Here is a 26204-nt window from a genome sequence, read left to right on the forward strand (position 1 = left end):
GTTTGATCCGACGTAGTTCTGAGACTCGGTTTGTAATGCGTACGAGGATGAGAATGGCGATCAACGAGAATGTTCCGGAGTTTCCGCCACATGGTCGGGTAACCGGCAAGAATCCGCGAGCCGGTTTGCACCCACTGCATGAGGCTGCCTTGCGACTAGCAGAGGTTGGGTTGCAGCGGCAGAAGCCGAAATCGGCAAAGACCAAGGACCTGATCAATCTGTTGCTGTGCCACGGCGCGCGAGCATGGCGCTGCTCGCAGGCGGAAGCCAGTATCCACCTTCATGTCACCTGCCCTGAAGGGCGGTCGCCGGTTACGCTGCGCCTGCGCTGATAGTCATAGTAGGCCGAGTTCAGAGAGCTCGCGGCGAAGGTCCGCGGGCATTTCGGCAATCCCCTCTCCGAGGCTGTTCAGATCGCGCGGCACATCGTCCTGCGGATAATAGCGCCAGCCTTGGAACGCACGTTTCGGCTGTACCGCCGTTTCGATGACTTCGGGCCCCAGCACAAGATGGCAACGCGAGATTCCCTCGCCATCTGTAAAAGTCTGGATGTCGAGAAGTTTCTGGCGCGCCTGAACTTGCCCCTTTATCACCCAGTAGAGTGAACCGCCGTCGAGCAATTCCTCGACGCGCTTCGGGACCATCCTCGTCGTATGCACGGAATGCGGCTCCAGCCCGGCCGCAATCGCCCGGAGAGAGCGTTCGGCGACCCATTCACGGAGATCGTCGATCGAGTCCGCGCCGACACACAGTTTAATGAGATGCAATGCCATGCCGCCGTTGAAGTCCTTTTATCAGGCAGCGTCAAGCGGCAAGTCGCATGTCCACAAAGTCAACATTCCACGACATTGACAGCAAGCCCGCCGGTGGATGTCTCCTTGTACTTCTCGCTCATGTCGTTGCCCGTCTGCCGCATGGTTTCGATGCACGCGTCGAGCGGAACGAAGTGCTTGCCGTCGCCTTTGATTGCAAGCGAGGCGGCTGTAACCGCCTTGACCGCGCCGAGGGCATTTCGTTCGATACAGGGGACCTGCACGAGGCCCGCGACCGGATCGCAGCTCATGCCGAGATGATGTTCCAGCGCTATTTCGGCGGCGTTCTCGATCTGCTCTGGCGTGCCGCCCATAACCGCAGCAAGACCGGCGGCCGCCATGGCGGCCGCAGAGCCTACTTCGCCCTGACAGCCGACCTCTGCGCCGGAGATCGAGGCGTTGTGCTTGATGATCCCACCGATCGCCGCCGCGGTCAGCAAGTAGTCGCGGATGCCTTTCTGGTCCCAATCATCGTGAAAATGCTCGTAGTAGCGGATCGTTGCTGGAATGACGCCGGCAGCACCGTTCGTCGGAGCGGTCACGACACGGCCGCCGGCAGCATTCTCCTCGTTGACGGCCATGGCGTAGACACTCAGCCAATCGTTTGCGAGCAGCGGGTTGATGCGGTTGCTGCGCCATTCCTCCTGCAGCTTGTCGTGGATCGAGCGAGCGCGGCGGCGAACGTTCAGCCCACCTGGCATGATGCCATCGACCTTGAGGCCGCGTTCGATGCAGGAGCGCATTGCTTCCCAGATCCGATCAAGACCTGCGTCCAGTTCCTCGCGGCTGCGTTCCGTTTCCTCATTGGCGCGCTTCATCTGGGCGATCGAGAGGCCGGAACGCGCGGCCATGTCGAGCATCTGCTTGGCCGAAGAGAAAGGATACGGAACCTTCAGCGAATCGGAGGGTGCCTTCTTCTTCGCGCGCATCTGCTCGAGTTCGGTGTCAGTCACGACGAAGCCGCCGCCGACGGAATAATAGATGCGCTTGATCAGCATCCGACCGTCCTTGTCGAAAGCGGAAAACGACATGCCGTTGGCATGGCCCGGCAGAGGCTGTTTCTTGTCGAAAACAAGGTCGGTCTTCGGTTGGAAGCCATAGCTCGGATGCCTAGGCGGTGAGATGCGCTCGGAGCGCTCCACCTGATTGATGATTCCGTCCATCTTGTCCGGATCGACGCTGTCAGGCTGCTCGCCCATCAGGCCGAGAATGACGGCCCTGCCCGTCCCGTGTCCGATCCCGGTATGTGCGAGCGAACCGTGCAGGCTGACCTTTATGGACGCGACCTGCGCGCCAGAAGTCGGTCGCGGCCAATCGTTCGACAGAATGAGATCGAGGAATCGGTTGGCTGCAGTCATAGGACCCATCGTGTGCGAACTGGAGGGCCCGACACCGATCTTGAAGACGTCGAAAACGGAAAGGAACATGACTGCGTCCTGTTAAGTTGCTGCGCAAACCTACGCTACCGGCTCTCACGATCCCTGCGATGGACCGACATGGCATTTCACGCGTGCGACATCTGTAAAACGAAGTGCTGCGACTTGCCAGTCATTGCGACGTGCGCCCGCATCTGTAGAGTGGCGCGGCGACGGGAGCCTGATTCAATATAATGATGACGACAGCGGATTACATTGCACTGGTCTTCTTTGCAGCGATCTGGTTCGGCTATGCGCGCCTGCTGCACAGCTCGAGCTTCTTCGGCAGAACTAGCCTGACCCATGCCATGCGGGAACGCCGGCGCGAGTGGATCTACAATTCGCTGCGGCGCGATTTGAAGATGATCGACACCCAGATCATGGCCGGCCTGCAGAATGGCACCGCATTCTTTGCATCGACGTCGATTTTCGCTATCGGCAGCTGCTTTGCCCTGCTGGGCGCCACGGAAAAGGTTGATGCCGTCTTCGCCGATCTGCCCTACGTCTTTCATAGCGGGCATGCGGTCTTTGAAATGAAGGTCGGCGGGCTGGCAGCGCTTTTCGGCTATGCCTTTTTCAAGTTTGGTTGGTCGTACCGCCTATTTAACTATTGCACGATCCTTTTCGGTTCGATTCCGATGATGCGTGACACCGAACAGGATGTGATTGCCGCTGAGCGGGCGGCGGAACGCGTCATCCGCATGAACATCATTGCAGCGGGTCATTTCAACGAGGGGCTGCGCGCCATTTTCCTGTCGATCGGCTACCTCGGCTGGTTCATCAATCCCTATGTCTTCATGCTGACGACAACGATCGTGATTGTCGTGCTGACGAGGCGGCAGTTTTTCTCCGAGGCGCGGCTGGCGATCATGGACGTCCAACCGCCATCAAATCTCCACCTTTCTCCTGTTCCCCGCGCCAAGCCGTCTACCGATGGCGGCGACTCATCCGAGGGACTGTGAATGACCGCTTTGGCAACGGAAACACATGTGAGCGTCAGGCCGCCTCGCATCGGCTTGCTGGATACAGCGCGCGGTGTCGCCCTGCTGGCAATGGCGACCTACCATTTTACCTGGGATATGGAGTTCATGGGCTACCTCGCTCCAGGCACCGCTGAGACCGGCTGGCTGAAGCTCTACGCCCGCGCCATCGCATCGACATTCTTGTTCATTGTCGGCGTCAGCCTGGTCCTCGCAAACACGCCGGAGATCCGCTGGCGGTCGTTCTGGAAGCGGCTTGCAATGATCGCCGCCGCAGCGCTTGCGATTTCAGTGGTGACGTGGTTCGTTTTCCCCGGCGAATGGATCTTCTTCGGCATCCTCCATTGCATCGCAGTCCTAAGCCTGCTCGGGCTTGTCTTCCTGCGTCTACCCTTGCCTGTCACCATCGCCGCGACCGCTGCAGTTGCCGCGGCATGGGTTGTTGATACATGGGTCGCGCCGGATCTGTTGCGCTCGCCGATCTTCAATCCGCGCTACCTCGCCTGGATCGGCTTGGCGGAGATGCCGCAAAGATCGAACGACTTTGTCCCGATCTTCCCCTGGGCGGTGTCCTTCCTGCTTGGCATGACAGCGGCTCTGATTGCCATGAGGACGGGGCTGCTAGAGAGGCTTGCCAAGCTTGGCACGGGTTCAAGCCTGCCGGCAAAGGTTGGGCGTCATAGCCTCGCCTTCTACCTTATTCATCAACCTGTGTTGATCGCGGTCGCCTACGGGCTATCCCTAATTGTTCCGCCTGCTAAGCCGGACCCCGTCGAAACCTACCTGAGGCAATGCAATGCCTCTTGCATGATGCAGGAAGGCGAAGCGCTATGCCGCAGCTTCTGCCAGTGCACTCTTGATGCGTTACAGGCGCAAAACCTCTTCACGGAATTCCAGTCTGGCGCCGTCAAGCCGGATGACGGACGGATCATGGCGCTTGCCAGCGAGTGCAGCGCCAACACCCAATAATCAGGTGCCGACGCCGATGTCGGCCAGCCGACCGAGGCATGCCTCTTCAATATTGTCGAGTTCGGCGAGGGTATCGTCGATATCCTTGCGCTTCTGGCGCAGATCTTCGCGTTTCTCGTCCACGCGTTTCATCAGGAGCTTCAGCTGACCGAGCTCGCCGGGTGGCTCCTTGTAGACCTGGATGATCTCGCGGATTTCCGCGATGGTGAAGCCGATGCGCCGGCCACGCAGGATTTCCTGGATCAGACGGCGATCCGCCGGACGGAACAGTCGCGTGCGTCCGCGTCGCTCCGGATGGATCAAGCCTTCGTCTTCGTAGAACCGAAGCGTACGCGTCGATACTCCAAACTCGCGTGTCAACTCGGTTATGCTATAGTATTTGCTGACCGGCATAGGTTCCCCACCATTGAAGAACCGATAATATTGACTTTTACGTAATAGTCAATTTCTGCAGGCGAATTCGAGCCGGCTAAATTCCAAACCACCATGTCGCGATGCCGAGAAACGCAAAAAAGCCTGTGCAATCAGTCACGGTCGTGACGAAAACAGAGGACGCGATGGCGGGATCTGCGCCGACTTTATCCAATAGCAACGGCAACAGAATTCCGGCAAGCGCCGCTGCAAAGAGATTGATGACCATCGCCGCGCCGATTACGAAGCCTAGCTGGTAGTCGTGGAACCACGTAGCGGCAATCGCGCCCATGATGACGGAGAAGAGCGCGCCGTTGGCCACGCCGACCCCCGCCTCTCTACGAATGATGCGACCGGCGTTGTAGATGTCGATGTCGCCGGTCGCCAAGGCGCGGACGGTGACCGTCATCGTCTGTGTTCCTGCATTGCCACCCATGGACGCCACGATCGGCATCAGCACGGCCAGCGCGATCATCTTCTCGATCGATTCGTCGAACAGGCCAATGACGCTTGCCGACAACAGCGCTGTCCCGAGATTGATCACCAGCCAGAGAAAGCGCGAGCGCACGGTCGAGAAGACATTGTCGGACAGTTCTTCGTCGCCGACGCCGCCAAGGCGCTTGATGTCTTCGTCTGCCTCCTCGTGGATGACGTCGACGACGTCATCGATCGTGAGGACGCCCACCAGCCTGTCATTCTCGTCGACGACGGCGGCTGAGAGAAGGTCGTACTGCTCAAAGAGCTGGGCCGCTTCTTCCTGATCCATCTCCGCGGGAATCGGGTGATTCGTCTCCCGCATGATGGATTCGATTTTGGATTGCCGCTTTGTGCGCAGGATCTTGTCCAGATCGACGGCACCCAACAGTTTGAATGTCGGGTCGATAACGAAGATCTGCGAGAACGAGTACGGCAGGTCCTCCTCGTCGCGCATGTAGTCGATCGTCTGGCCGACCGTCCAAAACGGCGGAACAGCGACGAATTCGGTCTGCATGCGGCGCCCAGCCGAGCTTTCCGGGTAGTCAAGTGCGCGCCGCAACCGCACCCGTTCGGTAAACGGCAGCTGCGCAAGGATTTCTTCCCGGTCCTCGGTGTCGAGGTCCTCGAGAATGTAAACAGCGTCGTCCGAATCGAGTTCACCGATTGCCGCGGCGATCTGCTCGTTCGGCATCTGGTCGACGATCTCGCGACGAATCGTTTCGTCGACCTCCGTCAGCGCCGTCATGTCGAATTCGTCGCCAAGCAGGCGAACGAGTGCAAGTCGTTGGTCGGGCTGCAGCGATTCGAGGAGGTCGCCTATTTCCGATTCGTGCAGCCGCGCGACGTGTTGGCGCAGGAAGATCGTGTCGCGATCGGCGATGGCTGCGCCGACCAGCGCGAGGAAATCGCCACGGACGTTGCCATTTTCATCATAGATGTCGGTTTCGCCGCTATCTGGCCGCGGGCGGACGAGCTCTTCTGCGTCGTTCGTCATGATTTGCCGCCCTCGCATCTCGTTTGAAGTTCAATGACTAAGCGCCGAAGTGTCGAGATTCGTGCTAGCGGAAAGCTAGAGGTCCGTCCAGCCGCAAACGCCTTGCCTGGATGACAATGCGCCTGCGCAACGATAGTTTCCCTCCATCTTGAATGAGGAGCCTTGGCAGTGGCTGTCCGCCCAATATTGCGTTTCCCCGACGTCGGTCTCAGAACCGTTTGCAGGCCCGTCGAGGTTTTTGACCAAAGCCTTCGTGGACTCGCTGATGATCTTCTGGATACGTTGCGGGCCGCGCCCGGGGTAGGCATTACCGCTGCCCACATCGGCGTTTTTCTTCGGGTAGTCGTCATAGAGTTCAGCCGCGGCGAAGGCGTGCGCCACTACGTCAATCCTGAAATCAGTTTTGCGTCCGACGAGACGATTCGCCATATCGAAGGAAGTGTCTCGATGCCTGGTGTGACCGACGAGGTTGTGCGGCCCAAGGCTATTCGCGTTCGCTACCGTGATCTGGCTGGGGCTGAGCAGGAGGAGGATGCGGAGGGATTCCTCGCAGTCTGCATCCAGCACGAGATCGATCAGCTCGACGGTGTCTTCTGGATACAACGCCTGTCGAGACTCAAGCGCGAGCGGTTGGTGAAACGGTGGGAGAAGTCGCGTGCGTAACAGTGGTGCAGAGGAATAAACGATCCCTCTTTGATTGTGTAAAGTTTGCTGGATACCCGCCGTGGCTTAGAAAACAGGGTACTATCACAAAGCTGTCAAATCGGGTCGCGCATCTGTGATTTCATTTGATAAAGCGGCGCTGCCCACGTGATTTTTCACTCACATTCTTGCCGCAATTCGAGCGCGAAGTCTTCGTTGCCGAGGGTTTGGTATCGTTGTGATTACAACGAAGAATTGAGGAGATATTCCATGCGCTTCAGATTTGCTGCCGCCACTTCCATTCTCGTCCTCGGCCTTGCAGGTGCGGCCTTCGCTCAAACTCAGTACTCGAACGACTACAGCAATGACAGTGACGGGTTCGCGCCCGTCCAGACAACGGCGAAGAAGCCGGTCCACTACGTCAATCGCAAAGCACCCGAATATTCCAACGACTACACGAATGACAGCGACGGATTTGCGCCTACTCATATGTCGCCGAACGTTGACAGGACGACGACGGCCAGCATCAAGCCCCTGCCCGACTGCGACTACATGAAGACGAACTCCAAGGTGCATACCGCCGGCGGCGATAGCGGGGCATCACATTCCGATGCCTGCCGCGACATCGGCGATAAATAGCGAACCGCAGCAAAGGGCTGGCTGCTTATCCGGCCCTTTGTCACTCACTAGAAGGGTGAGCCCGTTCCCTTAGTCGTTGACCGTCTCTCCGAAAACCGATTCGAATGCCTGCCGAAGGAGGATGTCGACATCGGCCATCATAACCGGCAGCCCGAGATCGATGAGGCTCGTTACGCCGTAGGCCGAAATCCCGCACGGGACGATTCCGCTGAAATGGTCGAGATCCGGTTCGACGTTCAGTGAGAGCCCGTGAAAGGTCACCCACTTCCGCAGCCGGATGCCCAGCGCTGCGATCTTGTCTTCGGCCATCGTGCCATCGCGCAGAGCTGCCTTATCGGGCCTGCGTACCCAGACGCCAACCCGGTCCTCGCGCCGCTCGCCGCGGACGTTCATCGAATCAAGCGTGCGGATGACCACTTCCTCGAGCGCAGCAACAAAGGCGCGCACGTCCTGGCGTCTACGTTTCAGGTCGAGCATAACGTAGGCAACGCGTTGGCCCGGTCCGTGATAGGTATATTCGCCGCCGCGTCCCGTTGCGAAGACAGGGAATCGATCTGGCTGCACCAGGTCTTGGGGGTCGGCGCTGGTCCCGGCTGTATAGAGAGGTGGATGTTCCACGAGCCAGACGAGCTCGTCGCCGCCTTCGGCAATCGCAGCGACCTCGCGCTCCATGTTTTCCACAGCCTCCAGATAAGGCACCAGCCCGTCGGCGATGCGCCATCGGACCGGCCGTGACCCTTCGGCCGGCATCATGGAGTATTCGAGATCTGTGCGTAACATAGCCATTCCTTGCCGAGGCTGCTCTGGAGGCAGCGCTGCGAAGGCTTATATGGCCCCGTTTCGAAGGCGATTCAAATGCTGTGATCTGTTTTGAAAAAATCTGTCATATCGCCCTTGTGTCTCGAAAAACCTTTTGCTACATGCTGCGTCGCCGGCACAAACCGGCACCTACCACGATGCGGTCGTGGCGGAATTGGTAGACGCGCAGCGTTGAGGTCGCTGTGGGGCAACCCGTGGAAGTTCGAGTCTTCTCGACCGCACCATCTCCTCTCAGGAGGATTGTTTTCGTTGATCTTTTCGGTTGGCGACTGGGTCTTTTGTGGCTCAGCTTTGTTCTAATCTTTGGCTCAAAAAATAGTTATTTTTACGAATGCGAAGCGATGGTTGGGTCCTTCAGCTTTATATTGACTGTTTTTTGAATTGCCCGGTGCGCCTTCCCCGGACGTAAAGCTGACAAGCGAGCGCTCTTTCGGTCCGTGTCGTCCACAATGACACCGGAGACCACCGCATCCGCGCTTCTGGAACATCATGAGCTTCAGGATGAGGTGTTCGGCGCCGCTGGCCTCGTCGTTCGCTGCCGGGACCTCGCGGAACTCGAAGCGGTCATCGACGCTCTGGAGGGGCAGCTGACGGTGGCGATGTTCGTCTCCGACGACGACGAGGCCGATGCTCGCCGTCTCGTTCCTAAGCTTGAGATGCTTGCCGGCCGCCTGCTCGTAAACGGTTTCGGAACGGGTGTCGAAGTCTCTCCGGCGATGGTCCATGGCGGTCCTTACCCTGCAACCGCAGACGGTCGATCCACATCCGTCGCAACGCTGGCCATCGACCGTTTCCTGAGGCCCGTATCCTACCAGGACTTTTCATGCACACTTCTTCCCGAGGTGCTGCGATAGTTGAGGCCAGGGCCGCCGAACGTTGCGTCGGCGGCCCTGATTCGTACGTCGGGCCGCCTCGGCGTGGCCTAGCAGACCAGGAAGAAAGACTCGGGTACGCGCCGTTACTCGACCGAGCCTCCGCAGATGCGAGCCGCGACGGCCGCATCGCCGTTGATTTCAAGGAGCTTCTTGCCTCCTCGATAAAGAGGCGCATGAGCGCCTGAGCGGAAGCAATCCCCAAAAAACGCCGTCGCGGAATCCGACGACGCAGTTGTGCTGAAGCGAATTAGCATCGCCCGACGCACGAGGACTGGACCGTCCTGAGGTTTGGGGCGATCCCGCCAGGCGACACTCGGAGAATATCGGAAGCAGCAATTCGTTTCGGGAGGCGCGCCGCGACTGTATTACTGACCCAACCATCGATACTCAGCGATCGACGCCTTGCCGGACTTCTTGTCGTACAGGCAGATCACATTGACGAGTTTCTTCGTCTTGGGGTTCTTCTCTCTAAGCAGGACAGCGACCTTTGCGGTGGCATCATCGAAAACGACTGGGGCGGTCGCCTCCGGAGACACCATGCGTGATTGCCCGATGCAGGTGCCATTGGCCTTTGCATAGAGCGCGTTCCACGCCGCGTCGCTTGATGCATGGGCCAGTGGCGCAATGGCAAGCAGTGCAGTCGCTGTGGCAATCGCGATCTTTGGCATCTAAAATTCCTTATGTCATTTCGTATAGGGCCGGACGTCGGCTGGCCGTTGTTCGCCACAAACGATGGCAGCATAAGGGCCGCACCGCCCAATCCGGGTCAAAGCAGCTTAAGGCGTGCAGAAGGCGCTTCCCTTCTCGGCAAAGATCTTCGGTGATCCTGATCGGCTCCACAACCAGCATCGAAGAAACCGAAGCGTTCTCGGTCTACTCGGCTTCGAAGGCAGCGGTCCGCAACCTTGCCCGCTCCTGGGCGCTCGGCCTCAAGGGTACGGGCGTTCGCGTGAACGTGCTGTCGCCTGGGCCGACCCGCACCCCCCCGGCCTCGTCGAACTGGTCGGCGACGACAAGAACGCGCACAGCAGGCTTCCTTGATGCGCTCACGTCCACGATCCCGTTGGGCCGCGTCGGTGAGCCGGAGGAGATCGCGAAGGCTGCGCTTTTCCTGGCCTCAGACGACTCCAGCTTCGTCAACGGCGTCGAGCTCTTCGCCGACGGAGGCAAGGCTCAGGACTAATTTCCGGTGGCGGTCGCTTCGTGCGACCGCCACGCAGCCCGCAGTCACGCGCCTTCTTGACGAGGGATGCTCCTGCACTGTCAATAGCGCGGACATCAACAGGCCACGTGAAGATGACATCCATGGACAACGTCCTGCGCCTTGCGCTCGATCCGATCACCCAGTTCGCAGCGCTTGTCCTCGTTCTGGTGTTCGCCAGAACTCTCGTCCGCGGGAGGCAGACACAGCGGTTCCTCGTTCACATAGTATTCTTCGTCATCCTTACCATCTTGCTCGTGGGCAACAATGTCGCCCCCTGGACCACTGGTATCGCGGACGACGATCTAACGCACCGGATATTCATAGGCGTGGCCAAGGCAACATGGTGGGCTGGCGGCGCGATGGTTCTGGCCAGCTCAGTGCGCGTCTACCTCATCTTCGAGCGAAAGCCCCGAGAAGGACGCTTGATCCAGGACTTGCTGGTCGCTTTTATCTATCTCGGTGCGGCTCTCTCCATCATAGCCTTCGTGTTCGACCTTCCGGTGCGAACCCTGATCGCTACCTCCGGGGTCTTCGCCATCGTGCTGGGTCTCGCACTACAGAGTACCCTGAACGACGTTTTTTCCGGGATCGCACTGAATCTTGGACGTCCGTACACCGTCGGCGACTGGATCGAGGTCGAAGGAGGCGTCCGCGGTCAGGTGGTCGAAACGAACTGGCGTTCGACGCATCTCCTGAACGACACGAACGACCTAGTGATCGTTCCCAACAGCACACTCGCCAAGGCCACGCTGATTAATCTTACGGGTACTGACTCTGTCGATGGAGCCAAGGTGGTCATCAGGGCACTTCCGACACGAACGCCGGCGGCCATCGAGGAGACGATGAAAACGGTGCTCCTCAGCGCGAACTCGATTCTGAAGTTCCCTCCACCGTCAGTGTCAGTCACAGGTCTCGACGGTTCCGCGGTCGAAGTCGAGTTGTCCTTCAAGGTCGCCAGCCTCGGCCAAACCGGAATTGCCAAGAACGAGATCTTCGATCTGGTCTATCGGCATGCAAAGGCCGCAGGCATCCAGCTCTCGACGGCGGCGAACGTTCAGATGGAAGCGGCGTCGTCAGACTCTTCCAAACATCCCGGCACGCCTTGGCGGCTCCTGACATCGATCCCGCTGTTCTCTGCTCTCACGGAAGACGAGATGGAGACCGTCGCGAATAGCATGACGCGTTGCACGTTCAAGAAGGGGGTGGTGATCGCACCGCAGAATGCCTCAATGACGTCTCTGATGATCGTGCGCAGCGGAGTCGTGTCGGTCGAGCTGGACGACGACGATGGCGGGCGCGAGGAGCTGACCCGACTGGCACCTGGAGATCTATTCGGCGAACGTGGGGTTCTGATGGGCGCGCCGGAGCCTGCCACGATGCGCGCCCTCACCTTCGTCGTCGTCTACGAAATCTCGAAGGACCATCTCGCGAGCGTGATGCACGAACGTCCGGCGCTCGTGGAGGAACTGAGCCAGCTCTTGGCGAAGCGCATGGAGACCGAGGAGCACTTAAAGGCCGATGGCAGCGCTGGTGCGGAGGCGCATCCGATTTCACTGGCGGCCAAGATACGGCACCTGTTCAGGCTTCCTCATTAAGCTACTCGGCCGCTCGAACGCGCGACGTGGGCAAGAGCCTTCCCTGTGCCAGCAGTGCTATCGTCCCTACGGCAATCGCCACCACCAGCACATTGGCAAATAAGAACAGATACGGCGCGAGCTGGACGCCGATACTGTCACCGCTACGGGACACCATCCTCATGGAGGCGGAAGCCAACGCCAAGCTGGTCAATGCTTTCTTCAAAATCGCGCGGTCCGAGGATGTTCTTCCGAACCGATAGCGGCTTCGGATTGAAAACCGAACTCCAGCACTTTTAGACAGCCCTGAAGTTCGGCCCCCGCACGTCAGATTTCAGCGTGCGGCAGTCAGTTCGTCAAAGACTCCCATTTTTTTCAGCGAACTCACCAGACCGGTGAGTGCAACTACCCCGACAAAAACGCCTACAAGCACTATCGCGTAAGAAAGTTCCTGATCCGAAATGGAATCGGCTGCTACCCTGTAAAACTCGGTGGCCAACAGCGCGATCAGCGTTGACGAGATCGTTGAGTAGTCCTTGGCGATAACTCGTCTCATATTGAATGCCATTCCCTCGGTGGACGCGGAGAACGCACTCAGCTTCAGTCCCCATCTGGGGACATCCCGACAATAAGCGCTGTAGGCCTCCCCGAATTTGTTAGCGAGGAACTCCTCTTCGGCGTAGATGATGCACTGATAGATAAACCCGAACAGCAAACTTCCTACAACAACGACCCCCGGATTGCCGTGGAACAGGAAGAGGCCTGCGTAAATGAGCATATTTCCCACATACAACGGGTTGCGGCAAACGCCGAACATGCCTTCCGTGACCAGATCTTTGGCATAGACGCGCTTATTCAGGCCGCCGCGCTTGATGTAGGCATAGCCGATAACGGTTGCGCGCAGCACCAAACCCGCGAGGACGATGAGCAGTGCAATGATGTCCTTCGATTGCTCGAGTGCCGCGCTACCCAGAACGGTCGTCGTCGGCGGAGCGGCAATAAACAATGCGACGATGATAAGAGGAAACGCCTGGTTTCGGTACTTAAAAAAGAAAGTCCCGAACGCGAGCATGAGAATCTTCATGGTCTTTTGTCTCACTTCACCGCGACGATGCCGCAGAAATTGTACCAACGGAAGAATACTTCCGTGCTCTTGAAGCCCACCTCCTTGAGCAACTGGATGTTCTCCTCAAGGCGGTACGGGATGAGGACGTTTTCCAACGCCTCCCGCTTCTTCGATATTTCGATCGAGGAGTATCCGTTACGCCGTTTGAAATCGTAGTAGTGGTCGATGAACAGCCTGTTGAAGGTCGTGTCCTCGCTAGTCAGCTTCTCGATCAGCAGCAGGCATCCGTGTTCGTTGAGACCGTCGTAGATCGTCTTCATGACCCGTTCGCGGAAGAGCGGACGTACGAATTGCAGGGTAAGCAGCATCGTCACGACACTGGCGTTCTCCACAGAGAAGCCTCTGTGGAGGTCGCCAGTGACGAGCTCGATCGATCGGTTTGTTCCCGATTCCTCGATCTTCTCAGCCGCCTTCTTGAGCATGTCCGGAGCATTGTCGATGCCGACAAAATCAACGTGGTTGTCGACGACGTGGTCGAGTGCCAAGAGAGTCGTGGCCGTTGAGCAGCCAATGTCGTAGAGGTTCGACTGAGGCTGGGCAAAATCCCCGGCCAACTCGCAAACCATCCGCTGCATCTCCCCATAGAACGGGACCGAGCGGCTGACCATGTCATCGAAGACGTTCGCGACGGTGGAATTGAATGAGAAGTCCGCAACAGAATTGCGTTCGTCGGCAAACACCTCGTCACGCGAATTCGTATGTAGCACAAGACGGCTAGACTGGTCGGTCATATCCGCTCCAAATGTACAGCAATGTCAGATGGGCGTGCTTTTCCCCAAGCACACCCGGCGCGCCGCGATTTGGTCACAATAGTCTGACGGCTACCTGAAAACGGTTGCCGCTTACGCAAGTGGAGGAAGGAAGCGCCTGAAGGCAAGCCGGTAGGCGAAAGACCAGAGGGAACCTGCACACCAACCGAAAGCGACATCGGTGCCAGTGCTGACCATTAAGTTAGGCTGTCCCGCCGTCGATGTTGACAACAAGGGAGGGCGATGTGGCTGAGACGGCAAGCGGTCAACGATAGTAGATCGAGCCGTCTGCGCTATCCGGCCGGGGCCGACGCGGTAGCGCTTGCTTAGTGACAGCTGTGGGCCGACAGTCCGACGCCGACAACAAGATCATCCTGAAAAGCCGAGAGGTGACGATCTGCGATCTGGTTTCGTCTGGCCACGAAGGAGGTCCGACCGCCGTCCCAACTGCGAGAAAGCGATTATGCCAGCGCGCTTAGGTCTTGCTCGTTCGCCGCAACGTTACTCCACCGGCGTGAGAACCGGTGCGCCCTTGTTCTTGAGAAGCAAGACGATGAACTTCGCAGGCTTGGTCGTACTTGCATTGCGGCCGACCACGTGAATGTCGGATGGGCCTTCATACCAGGTCTCTCCCGGCGACAAGGTCACTTGCTTTCCTCCCCTCACCTGCATCACGACTGAACCCTCCAGAACGTAGATGAACGCATGTGCGTCGTGTTTGTGAATCGGATCGGAGCCTCCCGGCGGATACTCGACTGATATCATCAGCGCCTCCTTGCCGGGGTAGTCAGGAAGGTCCTTTTTCACAAGCGATGTGACCGTTGCCGCATCGCCGGCGACCGCCAAAGTGCCAAGAAAACAAACCATGCTTGACACGCAGAGCGATAAGAAGACTGACTTCATTGTCGTAATCCCTTTGTTTGCCAGGAGCGCCCTTTATGCTACCAGCGCCCGTCGTGGGTTTGTGGACGCATGTGCATCCACAAACATCGTCGCCGGCTTATTTTCCGACCGCCGCCTGTGGCGTCGTGCGGAAACTGATCCCGATGCGGTTATAGGCGTTCATCAGGCCTGTCGCGAGCGTCAGATCGGCGAGTTCGCGTTCGTCGAACGCCGCACGCGCGGCTTCGTAGGCGCTGTCGGGAACGCCGGTCTCGGCCACCGCGTCACCGTTTCCGCCCAGCAAAGGGCCGCCCGCTCACGCGCGTCGAAAAGATTGCCGGCTTCCCTCCATGCCTGCACCAGCGCTTGGACCCCGCACGAGAAAGCTTGATGTTATGGCTCGGCGTAAATCGCTTGACGACCTAGTGCACAAACGCTGTCAAAAGCTGTACCTAAGCGTCGCCCAGCAGCGGTCAGTAGTCCCAGTACATGGGCGCCCACCGGAATTTATCGCCGTCTACCGCCACGCGCCCCAGCGACGGGAACGGGAGATGGGTAGCCACCAGCAGTTCACCACTCGCCGACAGTTCCCGGAGGAGACCGATCCGAACCCTGGCAGCCTCTTCCGGGTCGTGCTCGAAGCCGTTGTACCAATCGGGATGATCGAAACCGACCGCGAACACGGCGTCTCCTGCAAACGTCAGCGCGTCGTCTCCAGACGCGATGCGGATTACACAGTGACCCGGAGTATGCCCCCCCGTGCGACGCGCGACGACGCCCGGAGCAACCTCCTGCTTTTCGTCAAACAGGCGCAGATAGCTGCGATACTCGGCCAGGAAGCGTTTCGCCGTTGCCGCAAGCGCGGCGGGGAAGCCGTCCGGCATGTTTGTGCGAGTGAAGTCCGGGGCCTCCCAGAACTTGGCCTCGGCGGCGGGGATGTGGATCCGAAGGTCGGGACGAAGCTTTTCCTTGATCCCCTCAACGAGAAGCCCGCCGATGTGATCCATGTGCAAGTGAGTGAGCACGAGATCGGTCACCGTTGTCAGATCGATATCGGCAGCTTCCAGTCGCTTGATCAGTTGTCCCGCACGCGGCAGGTTCAAATTCGGATCGAGACCCAACCCCGCGTCGAGGAGAACGATTTGATCGCCGCTGCGAACCACGACCGCATTCAAAGCCCAGTCGAACGCTTCGGGAGGCAAGAACTGGTCCGCCATCCAGCTCGCGCGACTTGCGGGATCCGCGTTGTGTCCCAACATTTGGGTGGGGAGCGGCAGTACGCCGTCGCTGACAATCATCACGTCGATGTCGCCGATCTTCAGCGCATAGCGAGACGGAACCAGCTCACCTGTAGCGGGCTTACCGGGATGGAAGTTGATTTCTTCGGAAATTTTCTTTTGTACGTTTATGGCGAACTCCTTTGTTAATTATTTGCCTGCCACATCCGTCGCGACGGGGGCACACGGTCACGGACCGGCACTCAATCCCATTGGATTGCTGTTTGTTTGAGCGCCTGCTTGGTGACGGCTTTCGGCACTTTTGCACACGCCTTTGTGCGTGGTAATCCAAACGAAGGTTTGGGCTGCTCGTCGGACAGCGCGGCGCGCACGGAACGGCGGCTGGAGGTTGTGACCAACACCAGTCCTTTTTATCCATTGGGACGAAGTAGCTGAGGATATCGAGAGGCGGCGCGCCTTGGGAGGGCGCTTGCTTCCGGCGGCAGATTAGGCCTTGGCCTTAGCGACGTCCTGAGCCGTCAGATAGCTTTCGATTAGAGCGCCATAGTTAGGTGCCAACAAGGCATACAACTTGGCGAGATCGGCGGCCTCGGGACGAGCCCACGTGCGGTGAGACCCGGCCACGACAGCGTTCGTCGACGTGGGGATGATGCCAGCCTGGGCCAAACGCCAGTGTCGTTCTGGATACCAGTTCGCTGGGGTCGCCGGAAGCATCGACTACTGCGTAAACCTTGTATCCGGCCGCAATCGGGCTTAGCGCTGGGAACATTACACAGACGCTGGTCCAGACACCGGCCATGGTTAAGGTCTTCCGACCAGTGTCTCAACGAATTCCTGGTTATCTCAAGACTCCCAAGACAACAGCTAATCTCCGACGAACGTGACCGTCTCATCGAGTTGGACTCGGCCCGTCCGGGGAAAGCTTACCAAGGGATCCTCGTACCCGATCGACATGCCACAGTAGAGGATGAGCCCTTCCGGGGGTGAAAGAACCTCCGCGACCGTCTCGCGTACCTGCGACCATGCCATCTGCGGGCAACTATGCAATCCTTCAGCACGCAGCAGCAGCATGACGGTCTGCAGATACATTCCGACGTCGGCCCATTGCGGACGCCGGAGGCCCTGGTCGATGTAGCAGAACAGTGCGGCGGGCGCGCCGAAACAGTTCCAGTTGGCGATGGCCGCCCGCTGGCGCGCCTCCCAGTCCTCGCGCGCAATGCCCAGTGCGCTGTAGCGCTCACGTCCGAAAGCGGATCGGCGATCCTTGTAGGGCGACTTTAAAGTGGCCGGGTACATCTCGTACTGTCGCTCGTCCCACTGGTCGCCGTGGGCCACGCGCTCGACCGCGCACGTCTTGAGTTCAACGAGTGGCGCGCCGGTCAGCACGTAAGTGTTCCACGGCTGGATGTTCGATCCGGACGGGGCCCAGGCCGCGGCGGTCAGCACCCGCTCAAGCACCTCCCGTGGGACGGGCTCGTCTTTGAACCCTCGCACCGACCGTCGGCTTGTGACTGCTTCATATACGTCCATGATGATCGCCTCCTTGCGGCTGGCCATTCGTTTCGCCTAACCGCCACGAAGTAGCGCGTGCCCAAACCAACCGACAACCCAAACCAAATGTCTAGATCGTCCGCTCGCCAGTACTGGAGACGGAAGCCTCGAAGCTCGACGGCAAAAAGGTAGTTGAGTTGATGACGCGGCTCTGCCCTGCTCTAAAGTCAGGCGGCGGCGTCGATCGCGCGGCCGCCATTCACGGTTGGAGGAACTGGCGGCCGTCGCTTAACGCCGTTGGCGGACCATCAGCTTCGAACGCGCTAGGCCGTATAGTCAACCTCATAGTGGGCGGTTCGAACGCCTTCGTGCCCATGCGTGGCTTCGTCACCGAATATCTCAGGTTGCCGCAACTGTTTCAGCTCGTTAGCGTCCACCAGATCGCGGCTGCGCAGGTCTACGGAAGGGCCGCGCGCCGGGATGCATCAAGGGGTATTCGTACTGGCAAGCGGTAGGAAGGTTCGATGTCACGGGCGGGAGTCCATCGACGGAAACCGAAATGCGACTTTGATTGACGGCGCCCTTGAGGGACGTCACATAACGATCAACTTCCCCCTGCGGAGCGCTCTACTTCGTGAGTCCAGGCGATGGCTTGTCTCGTCGAGCTCATCAAGACAGTCTTAGAACGCTATGTAACTCATTGATCGACAGGGGCAGAGCTGGCTGCAGCAAGCATTACTGGAGTGAACGCAGTGCCTCGACCCTGAGCATAGGCGAGCTGAATAATTAGCTCAGCCAGTGGCTCCAGGTACCGAGCACATGCAATACCGCCGGTGTCAATGGCATCGTACCCAATATCGCGAACCAGTGCCGCTACCCGCTGTTTGGAGCCAGTATCGTCTCCCGCCAGAAAAACTTGGGGAGTGATGCTTCCGTATGACAAGTCCGCGGACACGACCTCCGCGAAAATAGCATTAAAGGCTTTCACAACCTTTGAGTGCGGCGCCAGCCTCTGGCATGTTTCTCCGGCTGAATCCGTATGGCCGATTGTAAGTTGCATATAGTCGGAGGTGAGTGGATTGGTGCAATCGACAATGATTTTGCCATCAATTGCTCCCAGTCGATCCAGTGTTTCCGGCAAATTGACAAACGGAACTGCGATAAAAATCACATCTGCCTCTGAGACGAAGGAAGCCGCGTCTCCCCCGCGGACGCCAAGCTGTTCCGCCGCAGCCTGCCCAGTTTTATGATCCCGAGATCCCAGCAAGACTTGATGCGAGGTTCTTGCAAACCGCTTCGCCAAGGCGCATCCGACATTGCCCGTTCCCACAATCAGAAGTGTCAACGTTGAACCGGACATTTGAGCCTCACAGCTGTCGACCTATCAACTCAAAAATGTTCTCGACGCCATTGCGCGTCAAGCAGATTCTCTCCGAGAGTAATCGATTCCGTACTATGGTGGCTAAGGCCACAGGATCTGGTTTTCGCGATTGGAGACGCCCATGTCGCTTACGCTCCGACAATGGCTCGAGCAGATAGGCTTACCGGAATATGCGGACCGGTTCGAGGAAAACAACATTGACTTCGGAGTGCTTGGATACCTAACCAGTAGCGATCTTCGCGAAATTGGGGTTAAAGCCGTCGGCGACCGGCGACGATTGATTGTTGCCGCGAAGCAGTTCGGTGCCGAACCGTCTGGGGTTGTTCCTATATCGGATCAAAGTGATCATATCGGAACAGCGCCCCGCCAGGCCGGAAGAGCGGAACGACGAAACCTAGCAGTGCTCTTCTGCGACCTTGTAGGTTCCACCCATATGTCAGAACAGCTAGACGCCGAAGAGTTGCGCGACATCGTTGCCGGCTACCAATCGACGTCAGTCCGAGTGGTCCGGAAATATGGCGGGACAATAAGCCAGTTTATGGGCGACGGCGTAATGGCCTATTTCGGGTGGCCCAATGCGCGAGAAAACAACTCAGAAAGCGCTGTTCGGGCAGCGCTTGAGCTCAGCAAGGGGGTCAGAGAACTAGGGCTGTCCTCGCGCATTGGAATTGCCACCGGCTCAGTGGTCGTCGGCGATATTCAAGGTGACAATCTCAGCCTCAAGGATCAGGTCGTGGGCCGAACACCCAATCTTGCTGCTCGCCTGCAATCGGAAGCGGAAGCCGACACCGTTGTTGTTACCAATGAGACCCGTGCAGTGGCTGGCGAGGAGTTCGTCTATAGCGACCTTGGCCTTCGGACAATGAAGGGGATTGCATCGTCGGTAAGAGTCTGGCGTATCGATGGAATTAGGCTGCGCGGAGCTGTAGAGCGCATTGCCCACTGGGACACGCCCATTTTCGGCCGCGGGGAACAACTCGATGCTTTGATGCGGCTCTGGGACGACGCAAAGATCGGCGGTCAGCGCTCTGTTCTTGTTCAAGGAGAACCGGGGATTGGCAAGTCGCGCTTGGTCTCCGAAGTACTGACACACGCGGAACCAGGCCGAGACTCCGTGCTGATGGAATTTCAGTGTTCACCCTTCCATAGCCACGAGCCACTGTTTCCGGTGCTCGACCAGCTCCGGCGCTCTGTCTTGCCCGAGGGAAATGTTAGCGCGTCTGCCCCACTTCAGACGCTCGAAAGAGACGCTAGCCAAGAACGTCGTGACGCCGCCCAAGTCCTCGTCGCGCTACTCTCAGGTGATCCGGACTTTCATTTTGCCGGACTGACGGCCAGGGGACGGAAGGAAAGGACGTTCGGTGCGATCCGGTCGGTGCTCGACACAATTTCCATGTTTCGAACACTCTTGATCGTTGTGGAGGATCTCCACTGGGCAGACCCGAGTACCCTCGAATTTTTTCAGCGGTTCATTGATGATCCTGCGAGGCGAAACACTCTCGCAGTGTTTACCTGTCGCAGTGAAGCCACGGCGCAACTGTCCGAGATGCGATTCGATGAAGTCGTTGACGTCCCGCGTCTCTCGTACGGCCAAGTGAACCAGCTGATTGAAGCGATCACAGGCAGTGCAGATACGCCGGAACCGGTTAGGGCCGCAATCGCGGACCGCTCCGACGGCGTTCCTCTTTATGTTGAAGAACTCGTGAAATCGGTGATGGACGGCGATCAACTGCCTCACTCAAGCCAGGGGCGCGATCTCCATGTGACGTCGATCCCAATGACCTTGCACGACTCGCTCATCGCAAGGATAGACCGGCTACCGATGAAGATGGAAATACCACAGACGGCGGCAGCGATTGGTCGGGAATTTTCTTCCCATGTATTGAAGATGGCGCTTGGGTATCGTGGATCTGAAGTCGATAACGCATTGCGCCACTTGATCAGCGCTCAGGTGGTGAAGGCCGACCAAGGAAGGGCTGGCCATTTCGTTTTCAAGCATTCGTTGATGCGCGATGCGATATACGAAAGCATGCTCTCTAAGGCGAGGAAGGCTGTGCATTGCCAGATCGCTATCGCCTTGGAGAATACCCATTCCGCAGGCAGGTCACCTCACGTTCTGGCGCATCACTGGGCCTCAGGCGGGAACGACATTAAGGCGTTTGAGTACTACTCGCAGGCAGCCACCCTCGCTAAGGCAAATTTTGCGAATAAGGAGGCCATTTCGTACTTCCGGCAGACGCTGCAACACTTGCGCCTAGCGGAGGACGGTTCGAAGCCGATCGCGGCCGACCTGAAGATATCCCTGCTTGAACAACTGAGCGAGGTGCTGTTCCTGTCGCACAATATCGACGAAGCGGAATTGGCCCTGCGCGAGGCCATGGACCTCGCGCCAAACGAGCCCCTTCAAAGGGCCCGGCTGCTCCGAAAGCTGGGGGTAGCTCTCCAACAAGACCGAGATCGGGCGTTGCAAGTACTCGAAGAGGCGGAGCAGGTCCTCAACAAGCTCCCGGATGCTTCGACCGAAGGTGCGCTACGCGAGTGGATCGAAGTTCAGCTTTCGAGATGCAACGCCAACTACTGGAGCGGCAACGGCAGCGAGATGAGCAATCTGCTGAACCGAATTTCCCCGAGACTGGATGTCTGCTCAGCCGAACAATTGGCAGAATTCTTCAATCAGTCGGTCCTCCGAGACCTGCGGCTCCAGCGATATCGCACGTCTTTGGCCACCATCAAGCACGCGCGGAACTATGCGAACGCTGCCAAGTTGACCAACAACCTGGCTACCATCTCGTCGTCGTTGTTCATCCTGGGTTTTACATATCTACACAGCAACAAACTCCGGAACGCCGAGCGCACCCTGACCAGCGGTATGCAAGCGGCTCAACGGTCCGGCCACAAGGCGATTGAGCTTCGCTGTCGTGTGTACCTAAGCTTGGCGTTTCGACTGCAAGGTGAGATCGACGCCGCTGTTGCATCAGCCAGGGAAGCAATGGAAACGGCTAGGATCGAGGCGATGTCAGAATATGTCGGTCTCGCCAGTGCAAACCTTGCGTGGGGTCACTGGAGAAGAGGTCGACATGAGGATGCCCGTTTGGAAGCGGAGCGCGCCCTTCGGGAGTTTGATAAGTCCAAAATTGCTTACCCATTTGAATGGACGGCGCTACTGGTCTTGTTGGCAACTGCCCACGAAGACCGCGATAGGGTGAGAGCACTGTGCTGCCGTCTCTTGCGTGAGACTCAGCAAGAGCTACCAGAACGTGTGCGAATAGCGGTAGAGAGACTCTCAGTGAGTTCAGAAGCCGACCAGCCAGCGATAGTTCAGCTGTTGCTTGCTTCGTGCAGAAGGCGAAACCTTCTATGACTTATCATCTGATGACGCCTGCCTTGAGGCTGCTTCGCTGGCGAAATGCTCGATGATCGCTCGCTTTTGAATCTTCCCAGTCGGCCCCTTTGGGATTTCTGTCCAGATATCGATACGCTTTGGGACCTTGAACGCGGCAATTTTATTCCTGCAAAATTCACGCAGTTCGTCTGAAGTAACGGTTTTTCCCGGAACAGTAGTGACGACTGCATGTATGCGCTCGCCGTATCGTTCGTCCGGCAAGCCTATCACGGCAACCTCGCTAATCGCAGGATGCTCAGCCAAAGCGTTTTCGACCTCAGTCGGGAAGACGTCGTAGCCCCCGCTCCTAATTCTGAACTTGGCGCGATCGCTGAGATAAACATAGCCCGCCTCGTCTCGGCTTGCTAAGTCACCGGTATATATCCACCCATCCTTTATGACCTCAGCGCTCTTCTCCGGCGCGTTCCAATAGCCTGAGAACTGCGTGTCGCTACGGACGATAAGCTCACCCGTCTCGCCGGACGGAAGTGAGCGGCCATCTCCATCCACGACTTTGACATCGACGAACGGCAAAGGCTTCCCAGCGGAGCCCAGTATCTCCGGGCGAGTGGTGATGCCAAGCTCGTGATCTGACGGAAACAGCATCATCGACATTCCCATTAGCTCCGTAGTGCCGAACATCTGTAGAAACGGCCTGTCAAAGGCCTTCATGGCTTTCTTGATCGTCTTGGGAGGGAGCGAAGAAGCGCCGTAGCCGAACAATCGCATCGAACTCATGTCGGTGCGTTCCAACATACTCGATTCGAGCAGCGAATTCAGCATTGTGGGAACGAGGACGACATTGGTTGTGTGTTCGCGCCCGATCAAAAAAAGCGCCTGTTCCGCCGACCAGGGCCCGACAATCACGGTGGCGGCAGCATGGAACAGGTTGCGGATCATATGCATCAATGGGACGCCGGCCGCAGGCATCGTGTGCAGCCAGCGAGTCGATGGATCGATACCTTCCAACATGGCGGTGTATAAGATCGACTGAAGGAAGGCCCCATGCGGATAGACAGCTCCTTTGGGAAGCCCTGTTGATCCCGTGGTGTAAGCAATCATCGCAATCGCATGTGGGTTTGGACCAGTTCTGGCTGATCACTTTCGGCAGCGATCAGCCTTTCGTATTCGCTGGCCGGTGATCCGAACTCGATAATACGCGCCTCGCCTCGGCCTGCCGGCATCGCTGACGCTGCCTTTTCCGCCTGATCAAGATAGTCGCGATGAACAAAGATCACAGTAGGGGAGCAATCCGCGACAAGCGCTGCGATTTCCGGCTGAGTGAGACGAGGGTTCAGACCCACCCTTACCGCTCCGATCTTCATGCATGCACCGAATGTCTCTGCGACCTCGATGCAGTCGGCTGACAGTATAGCGACGCGATCGCCGGCGGCAGCTCCCAAACGACGCGTAGCGTGGCCTAGCGCATCGGTACGGGAATGGAATTCGTGCCAATTGCGACGCCGATCTGCTTCAACGAATGCATCCTTGTGGCCCCAATATAGACCGTTGCGACGGATCAGTTCCCCAAAAGTGAGCATAGTTCCTCCCATTTGAAGGCCCGGCGTCTTCTTCACTTCGCGTGGGACCGTGCCAAAGCAAGATGGTCAATCGCTGCAAATGATGAGACGTAGAGAATTTATATTAGATAGGCGAAATGTAGTGCTTGCCAATCGCAGATGTCGGGCGCAATCTCAGGATACTCAACGTGAAGGCGTGCGAAAGCCAAGCATAGTCCAAGATTCCAACCGCTTGTTACAGTGTGTGGAAACGACTACCGAAAGTAGTGCCGGGCGAAGCATCTCGAAATAAACGAAGCGTTTATCTAAGGCAGCAGTCCGTTTAACCAAGTAATATTTGACGTTTCATCCGACTTTAGAATTCCCTTTGGCAGTACGGGCGATGCTCAATATCAGTATCAAGGTTCTCAAGGGAGAGAGGAAGCTATGTCTCAAGATGAAAACAACGAAAGCTTTAACCACGATCTTATAATCGCCAACGGTGATGGAACTGTTCTGTATATTCCACGGGATGTTTGGGATCGTGACGAATACCGCATCGACACGGCGAAGTTCTGGTCCCATGAAGGTTGGGAGGTTGTTCGCGATCTTCTGCAGTGCGGCGTATTGCTCGCAGCCGTTCCCAACAAGCTTCCACCAGATAAGCCAAAGCCTCTTGGCACCTGCTGGCTCGTGAACATAGAAGGCTTGAAGCAGTCTACAAAGTTCCATGTTCGGTGACGACGGAAGCTATAGAAGCGCGGTCATGTACTCGCTCCATACGCGAGATACACCCGGCTGAGACTCTGAGCCGGATGGTTCCTTTCTTGCGCGAAATCGGTGTTTCGCGCATAGCCGATGTTACTGGTCTCGATTCCATCGGATTGCCTGTTGCGGTCGCCTACAGACCAAACGCTCGTTCGCTTGCAACGTGTCACGGCAAAGGCGGAACGTTGATCGAGGCGAAGACTTCAGCCGTGATGGAGGCACTTGAGCGTCACTGCGCCGAGAACCCCAAAATCGATCTGAGATATGCATCTTTCAATGAACTGCTCGACGAAGGCCGAGTGGTTGATTTGGATATCCTACCCAGAATCTTTGAAGCGCTTCCGTCCAAAGACCGGCGCACCCTGTGGACCAGCGCAACAGGCATGATCAGCGGTGAGAAAATATGGGTCCCATTTGAGACAGTTCATCTGGACTATGCCCTACCGCTGCCCGCAAACCTTGAATGCTTGCTGATTGGGTCGGGAGGACTGGCATCTGGGAACACGATCAAGGAAGCTGCGGTCCATGCGATAGCCGAATTGATCGAGAGGGATGCCCTCACCTTGTGGCGGTCCAGAGGCCCGGGGGTACCGGAAACGGCCGTCGATTTGGAATCGGTCAATGACCCATGGTGCTCTGACGTGCTGAACACACTCCGACGGTCTGGCACGAGAACCGATGTTTGGGATATGACGAGTGATCTTGGCGTACCTACGTTCTTTTGCGAGATACGGTCCGATCATTGTACATCCCGGAGCGTGGGTCCTGCTGCCGGCAGCGCATGTCATCCGATAAGTGTGATCGCGCTAGGGAAAGCAATTCTGGAGGCCGTCCAAAGCAGATTGACGATGATTTCTGGAACGCGGGATGACCTCACACGTGAAATGTTCGTGCACGGCCCCCCACGGCCCCCATCTAACGAAGCAATAACCCGCGCAGCCAAGGCCTTTACTGACATCCCAAGTGCCCCGGATTTCGCCAGCATCGACGATGCGCTCGATCACCTCTTGGAAAGAATGAAACTTGCTGGGATCGACGAACCTCTCATGGTTGATCTATCCCACAGCGGCATTCCTGCTGCGGTGGTGCGTGTTATTGTGCCCGGGCTTGAAGGTTCGTGCGATGCGCCCGGTTATGTAGCGGGAAAACGTGCGAAGCAATTGGTCGCCTTCGGAGGTGGCGATGGCCACCACAACTAACAAAGTACCGGTGTTTGTGGGCCCATCGCTGGGACGCGATCGTCCAGCATGTCACGGTGTCGATTTCGACTTCGATTACCGCCCGCCTGCCGCGCAAGGGGACGTCATAGCGGCTGCCGTCGATGATCCAAGAGCCATCATTTTGATCGACGGCTATTTCGAGCACGTCCCTGCAGTACACCATAAGGAGATATTGTGGGCGATTGATAATGGAATTGCGGTATATGGGTCTGCTTCAATCGGGGCCCTTCGGGCCGCAGAATTGAGCCGCTTTGGCATGGTCGGCGTAGGGGTGATCTTCGAGTGGTTCGAGTCGGGAGAGCTCGAGCGCGACGACGAAGTCGCGTTGGTCCATGGACCGGAGGAACTACACTATGAGCCGCTTTCGGAGCCACTCGTAAACATTCGATCGACCTTGTCGTCTGCTGTGTGTTCCGGGGTGGTCGAGAAAGATTTTGCCGACTTCTTGATTGGTCGCGCCAAGTCAACCTTCTATCCAGAACGTAGCTTCCGGCGACTGTTGGGCGGGCTGGACCGCAAGGCAGATCGTGCCGGCGCGGAGAGGTTGGCAAGCTGGTTGCCGAGTGGACGGTTGGATCAAAAGCGAATCGACGCGATGGCATGCCTCGATCGAGCGACCGCCGATCTTCAGCAGTTGTCTAGTGAGAACCGACGTGC

General features: G+C 57.8%; 27 protein-coding genes, 1 tRNA gene and 2 pseudogenes. 14 read left to right on the top strand and 16 right to left on the bottom strand.

From position 1 onward, the window contains the following. Positions 1 to 53: 53 nt before the first annotated feature. Positions 54 to 332, top strand: a complete 279-nt coding sequence (locus RGCCGE502_RS09985) for a hypothetical protein (RefSeq protein ID WP_016554038.1) — start codon at positions 54 to 56, stop codon at positions 330 to 332. A 3-nt stretch (positions 333 to 335) separates the two neighbouring features. On the opposite strand, the gene RGCCGE502_RS09990 is transcribed toward RGCCGE502_RS09985, so the two are convergent. Continuing rightward, positions 336 to 773: a DUF1489 family protein gene (locus tag RGCCGE502_RS09990; RefSeq protein ID WP_016554039.1), complete on the bottom strand. Its 438-nt coding sequence runs from the start codon at positions 771 to 773 to the stop codon at positions 336 to 338. Positions 774 to 832: 59 nt separating this feature from the next. Beyond that, positions 833 to 2239 carry an L-serine ammonia-lyase gene (locus RGCCGE502_RS09995; RefSeq protein ID WP_016554040.1) on the bottom strand — a complete coding sequence of 469 codons (1407 nt, stop codon included), beginning with the start codon at positions 2237 to 2239 and terminating at the stop codon, positions 833 to 835. 185 nt (positions 2240 to 2424) lie between these two features. Between RGCCGE502_RS09995 and RGCCGE502_RS10000 the strand changes: the two genes are divergently transcribed. Both RGCCGE502_RS10000 and RGCCGE502_RS10005 read left to right on the top strand, forming a co-directional pair. Then, a complete protein-coding gene (locus tag RGCCGE502_RS10000) occupies positions 2425 to 3189 on the top strand; it encodes a DUF599 domain-containing protein (protein WP_016554041.1) in 765 nt (254 codons plus the stop codon). Then, complete coding sequence (locus RGCCGE502_RS10005) at positions 3190 to 4176, top strand: heparan-alpha-glucosaminide N-acetyltransferase (RefSeq protein WP_016554042.1); 987 nt, start codon at positions 3190 to 3192, stop codon at positions 4174 to 4176. On the opposite strand, the gene RGCCGE502_RS10010 is transcribed toward RGCCGE502_RS10005, so the two are convergent. After that, entirely contained in the window at positions 4177 to 4569 is a 393-nt protein-coding gene (locus RGCCGE502_RS10010) for a MerR family transcriptional regulator (RefSeq protein ID WP_016554043.1), read from the bottom strand. A gap of 76 nt (positions 4570 to 4645) precedes the next feature. Further along, positions 4646 to 6058 carry a magnesium transporter gene (mgtE, locus tag RGCCGE502_RS10015; protein WP_016554044.1) on the bottom strand — a complete coding sequence of 471 codons (1413 nt, stop codon included), beginning with the start codon at positions 6056 to 6058 and terminating at the stop codon, positions 4646 to 4648. A gap of 168 nt (positions 6059 to 6226) precedes the next feature. Between mgtE and RGCCGE502_RS10020 the strand changes: the two genes are divergently transcribed. After that, complete coding sequence (locus tag RGCCGE502_RS10020) at positions 6227 to 6721, top strand: peptide deformylase (RefSeq protein WP_016554045.1); 495 nt, start codon at positions 6227 to 6229, stop codon at positions 6719 to 6721. A 249-nt stretch (positions 6722 to 6970) separates the two neighbouring features. Further along, positions 6971 to 7339: a hypothetical protein gene (locus RGCCGE502_RS10025; protein WP_016554046.1), complete on the top strand. Its 369-nt coding sequence runs from the start codon at positions 6971 to 6973 to the stop codon at positions 7337 to 7339. Between the two features lie 69 nt (positions 7340 to 7408). On the opposite strand, the gene lipB is transcribed toward RGCCGE502_RS10025, so the two are convergent. Beyond that, positions 7409 to 8125 carry a lipoyl(octanoyl) transferase LipB gene (lipB, locus tag RGCCGE502_RS10030; RefSeq protein ID WP_040674302.1) on the bottom strand — a complete coding sequence of 239 codons (717 nt, stop codon included), beginning with the start codon at positions 8123 to 8125 and terminating at the stop codon, positions 7409 to 7411. A 172-nt stretch (positions 8126 to 8297) separates the two neighbouring features. Between lipB and RGCCGE502_RS10035 the strand changes: the two genes are divergently transcribed. Continuing rightward, positions 8298 to 8382 (top strand) — tRNA-Leu (locus tag RGCCGE502_RS10035). Between the two features lie 234 nt (positions 8383 to 8616). Next, positions 8617 to 9012: pseudogene (locus tag RGCCGE502_RS10040) on the top strand (aldehyde dehydrogenase family protein); the annotation flags it as partial. A gap of 386 nt (positions 9013 to 9398) precedes the next feature. Here the strand turns inward: RGCCGE502_RS10040 and RGCCGE502_RS10045 are convergent. Next, the gene (locus RGCCGE502_RS10045; protein WP_016554050.1) at positions 9399 to 9701 is read right to left on the bottom strand and encodes a hypothetical protein; all 303 of its coding nucleotides are present in this window, start codon (positions 9699 to 9701) and stop codon (positions 9399 to 9401) included. A 152-nt stretch (positions 9702 to 9853) separates the two neighbouring features. Between RGCCGE502_RS10045 and RGCCGE502_RS10050 the strand changes: the two genes are divergently transcribed. Beyond that, positions 9854 to 10216 (top strand): SDR family NAD(P)-dependent oxidoreductase, encoded by a 363-nt coding sequence (locus RGCCGE502_RS10050; RefSeq protein ID WP_016554051.1) that lies wholly within the window; start codon positions 9854 to 9856, stop codon positions 10214 to 10216. A 122-nt stretch (positions 10217 to 10338) separates the two neighbouring features. Then, positions 10339 to 11832: a mechanosensitive ion channel family protein gene (locus tag RGCCGE502_RS10055; RefSeq protein WP_016554052.1), complete on the top strand. Its 1494-nt coding sequence runs from the start codon at positions 10339 to 10341 to the stop codon at positions 11830 to 11832. A gap of 313 nt (positions 11833 to 12145) precedes the next feature. Here the strand turns inward: RGCCGE502_RS10055 and RGCCGE502_RS10060 are convergent, their stop codons facing one another. The 7 genes and pseudogenes from RGCCGE502_RS10060 to RGCCGE502_RS10090 all read right to left on the bottom strand — a co-directional run bounded on the left by RGCCGE502_RS10060 (position 12146) and on the right by RGCCGE502_RS10090 (position 17336). Next, positions 12146 to 12895, bottom strand: a complete 750-nt coding sequence (locus RGCCGE502_RS10060) for a methyltransferase family protein (RefSeq protein ID WP_016554054.1) — start codon at positions 12893 to 12895, stop codon at positions 12146 to 12148. 11 nt (positions 12896 to 12906) lie between these two features. Further along, positions 12907 to 13668, bottom strand: a complete 762-nt coding sequence (gene cmoA, locus RGCCGE502_RS10065; protein ID WP_016554055.1) for a carboxy-S-adenosyl-L-methionine synthase CmoA — start codon at positions 13666 to 13668, stop codon at positions 12907 to 12909. A 519-nt stretch (positions 13669 to 14187) separates the two neighbouring features. Continuing rightward, positions 14188 to 14589 (bottom strand): cupin domain-containing protein, encoded by a 402-nt coding sequence (locus RGCCGE502_RS10070; protein ID WP_016554056.1) that lies wholly within the window; start codon positions 14587 to 14589, stop codon positions 14188 to 14190. A gap of 97 nt (positions 14590 to 14686) precedes the next feature. Beyond that, positions 14687 to 14934: pseudogene (locus RGCCGE502_RS10075) on the bottom strand (carboxymuconolactone decarboxylase family protein); the annotation flags it as partial. Positions 14935 to 15041: 107 nt separating this feature from the next. Further along, the gene (locus tag RGCCGE502_RS10080; protein WP_040674305.1) at positions 15042 to 15977 is read right to left on the bottom strand and encodes an MBL fold metallo-hydrolase; all 936 of its coding nucleotides are present in this window, start codon (positions 15975 to 15977) and stop codon (positions 15042 to 15044) included. 376 nt (positions 15978 to 16353) lie between these two features. Then, a complete protein-coding gene (locus RGCCGE502_RS34475) occupies positions 16354 to 16605 on the bottom strand; it encodes a cysteine hydrolase family protein (protein WP_341875029.1) in 252 nt (83 codons plus the stop codon). 65 nt (positions 16606 to 16670) lie between these two features. Next, the gene (locus tag RGCCGE502_RS10090; protein WP_016554060.1) at positions 16671 to 17336 is read right to left on the bottom strand and encodes a nitroreductase; all 666 of its coding nucleotides are present in this window, start codon (positions 17334 to 17336) and stop codon (positions 16671 to 16673) included. Positions 17337 to 17497: 161 nt separating this feature from the next. Here RGCCGE502_RS10090 and RGCCGE502_RS10095 point away from each other — a divergent pair, with 161 nt between their 5' ends. After that, positions 17498 to 17812, top strand: a complete 315-nt coding sequence (locus RGCCGE502_RS10095) for a hypothetical protein (protein WP_016554061.1) — start codon at positions 17498 to 17500, stop codon at positions 17810 to 17812. Positions 17813 to 17994: 182 nt separating this feature from the next. Here RGCCGE502_RS10095 and RGCCGE502_RS10100 read toward each other — a convergent pair whose 3' ends face one another. Further along, complete coding sequence (locus RGCCGE502_RS10100) at positions 17995 to 18657, bottom strand: NADPH-dependent F420 reductase (protein WP_016554062.1); 663 nt, start codon at positions 18655 to 18657, stop codon at positions 17995 to 17997. 142 nt (positions 18658 to 18799) lie between these two features. Here RGCCGE502_RS10100 and RGCCGE502_RS10105 point away from each other — a divergent pair, with 142 nt between their 5' ends. Next, the gene (locus RGCCGE502_RS10105; RefSeq protein ID WP_016554063.1) at positions 18800 to 22039 is read left to right on the top strand and encodes an AAA family ATPase; all 3240 of its coding nucleotides are present in this window, start codon (positions 18800 to 18802) and stop codon (positions 22037 to 22039) included. Here the strand turns inward: RGCCGE502_RS10105 and RGCCGE502_RS38730 are convergent. Together RGCCGE502_RS38730 and RGCCGE502_RS38735 are read right to left on the bottom strand one after the other, a co-directional pair. After that, positions 22034 to 23122, bottom strand: a complete 1089-nt coding sequence (locus RGCCGE502_RS38730) for a class I adenylate-forming enzyme family protein (protein ID WP_016554064.1) — start codon at positions 23120 to 23122, stop codon at positions 22034 to 22036. The two genes, RGCCGE502_RS10105 and RGCCGE502_RS38730, sit on opposite strands and share 6 nt — an antisense overlap. After that, positions 23119 to 23601, bottom strand: a complete 483-nt coding sequence (locus tag RGCCGE502_RS38735) for an AMP-binding protein (RefSeq protein ID WP_016554065.1) — start codon at positions 23599 to 23601, stop codon at positions 23119 to 23121. The genes RGCCGE502_RS38730 and RGCCGE502_RS38735 overlap by 4 nt, the downstream gene beginning before the upstream one ends. A 405-nt stretch (positions 23602 to 24006) precedes the next feature. Here RGCCGE502_RS38735 and RGCCGE502_RS10120 point away from each other — a divergent pair, with 405 nt between their 5' ends. The 3 genes from RGCCGE502_RS10120 to RGCCGE502_RS10130 all read left to right on the top strand — a co-directional run. Then, positions 24007 to 24300 (top strand): hypothetical protein, encoded by a 294-nt coding sequence (locus tag RGCCGE502_RS10120; RefSeq protein ID WP_016554066.1) that lies wholly within the window; start codon positions 24007 to 24009, stop codon positions 24298 to 24300. Further along, a complete protein-coding gene (locus RGCCGE502_RS10125) occupies positions 24297 to 25526 on the top strand; it encodes a YcaO-like family protein (protein ID WP_280114293.1) in 1230 nt (409 codons plus the stop codon). The genes RGCCGE502_RS10120 and RGCCGE502_RS10125 overlap by 4 nt, the downstream gene beginning before the upstream one ends. Next, positions 25510 to 26204, top strand: a 695-nt coding sequence (locus RGCCGE502_RS10130; RefSeq protein WP_016554068.1) for a TfuA-like protein, incomplete at its 3' end; no start/stop codon positions are given. The genes RGCCGE502_RS10125 and RGCCGE502_RS10130, both read left to right, overlap by 17 nt.

This window comes from Rhizobium grahamii CCGE 502 (assembly GCF_000298315.2).
GTDB lineage: Bacteria > Pseudomonadota > Alphaproteobacteria > Rhizobiales > Rhizobiaceae > Rhizobium > Rhizobium grahamii.

Bases quoted from the DNA above. Each gene is read 5' to 3' on its own strand.
- RGCCGE502_RS10055 (WP_016554052.1), top strand. From the start codon at position 10,339: ATGGACAACGTCCTGCGCCTTGCGCTCGATCCGATCACCCAGTTCGCA.
- RGCCGE502_RS10000 (WP_016554041.1), top strand. From the start codon at position 2,425: ATGACGACAGCGGATTACATTGCACTGGTCTTCTTTGCAGCGATCTGG.
- RGCCGE502_RS10090 (WP_016554060.1), bottom strand. From the start codon at position 17,336: ATGGACGTATATGAAGCAGTCACAAGCCGACGGTCGGTGCGAGGGTTC.
- RGCCGE502_RS10025 (WP_016554046.1), top strand. From the start codon at position 6,971: ATGCGCTTCAGATTTGCTGCCGCCACTTCCATTCTCGTCCTCGGCCTT.
- RGCCGE502_RS38730 (WP_016554064.1), bottom strand. From the start codon at position 23,122: ATGATTGCTTACACCACGGGATCAACAGGGCTTCCCAAAGGAGCTGTC.
- RGCCGE502_RS10105 (WP_016554063.1), top strand. From the start codon at position 18,800: ATGTCGCTTACGCTCCGACAATGGCTCGAGCAGATAGGCTTACCGGAA.
- RGCCGE502_RS38735 (WP_016554065.1), bottom strand. From the start codon at position 23,601: ATGCTCACTTTTGGGGAACTGATCCGTCGCAACGGTCTATATTGGGGC.
- mgtE (WP_016554044.1), bottom strand. From the start codon at position 6,058: ATGACGAACGACGCAGAAGAGCTCGTCCGCCCGCGGCCAGATAGCGGC.
- cmoA (WP_016554055.1), bottom strand. From the start codon at position 13,668: ATGACCGACCAGTCTAGCCGTCTTGTGCTACATACGAATTCGCGTGAC.
- RGCCGE502_RS09995 (WP_016554040.1), bottom strand. From the start codon at position 2,239: ATGTTCCTTTCCGTTTTCGACGTCTTCAAGATCGGTGTCGGGCCCTCC.
- RGCCGE502_RS09990 (WP_016554039.1), bottom strand. From the start codon at position 773: ATGGCATTGCATCTCATTAAACTGTGTGTCGGCGCGGACTCGATCGAC.
- RGCCGE502_RS10100 (WP_016554062.1), bottom strand. From the start codon at position 18,657: ATGTCCGGTTCAACGTTGACACTTCTGATTGTGGGAACGGGCAATGTC.
- lipB (WP_040674302.1), bottom strand. From the start codon at position 8,125: ATGGCTATGTTACGCACAGATCTCGAATACTCCATGATGCCGGCCGAA.
- RGCCGE502_RS10095 (WP_016554061.1), top strand. From the start codon at position 17,498: ATGACGCGGCTCTGCCCTGCTCTAAAGTCAGGCGGCGGCGTCGATCGC.
- RGCCGE502_RS10060 (WP_016554054.1), bottom strand. From the start codon at position 12,895: ATGAAGATTCTCATGCTCGCGTTCGGGACTTTCTTTTTTAAGTACCGA.
- RGCCGE502_RS10070 (WP_016554056.1), bottom strand. From the start codon at position 14,589: ATGAAGTCAGTCTTCTTATCGCTCTGCGTGTCAAGCATGGTTTGTTTT.
- RGCCGE502_RS10045 (WP_016554050.1), bottom strand. From the start codon at position 9,701: ATGCCAAAGATCGCGATTGCCACAGCGACTGCACTGCTTGCCATTGCG.
- RGCCGE502_RS10120 (WP_016554066.1), top strand. From the start codon at position 24,007: ATGTCTCAAGATGAAAACAACGAAAGCTTTAACCACGATCTTATAATC.
- RGCCGE502_RS09985 (WP_016554038.1), top strand. From the start codon at position 54: ATGGCGATCAACGAGAATGTTCCGGAGTTTCCGCCACATGGTCGGGTA.
- RGCCGE502_RS10005 (WP_016554042.1), top strand. From the start codon at position 3,190: ATGACCGCTTTGGCAACGGAAACACATGTGAGCGTCAGGCCGCCTCGC.
- RGCCGE502_RS10010 (WP_016554043.1), bottom strand. From the start codon at position 4,569: ATGCCGGTCAGCAAATACTATAGCATAACCGAGTTGACACGCGAGTTT.
- RGCCGE502_RS34475 (WP_341875029.1), bottom strand. From the start codon at position 16,605: ATGGCCGGTGTCTGGACCAGCGTCTGTGTAATGTTCCCAGCGCTAAGC.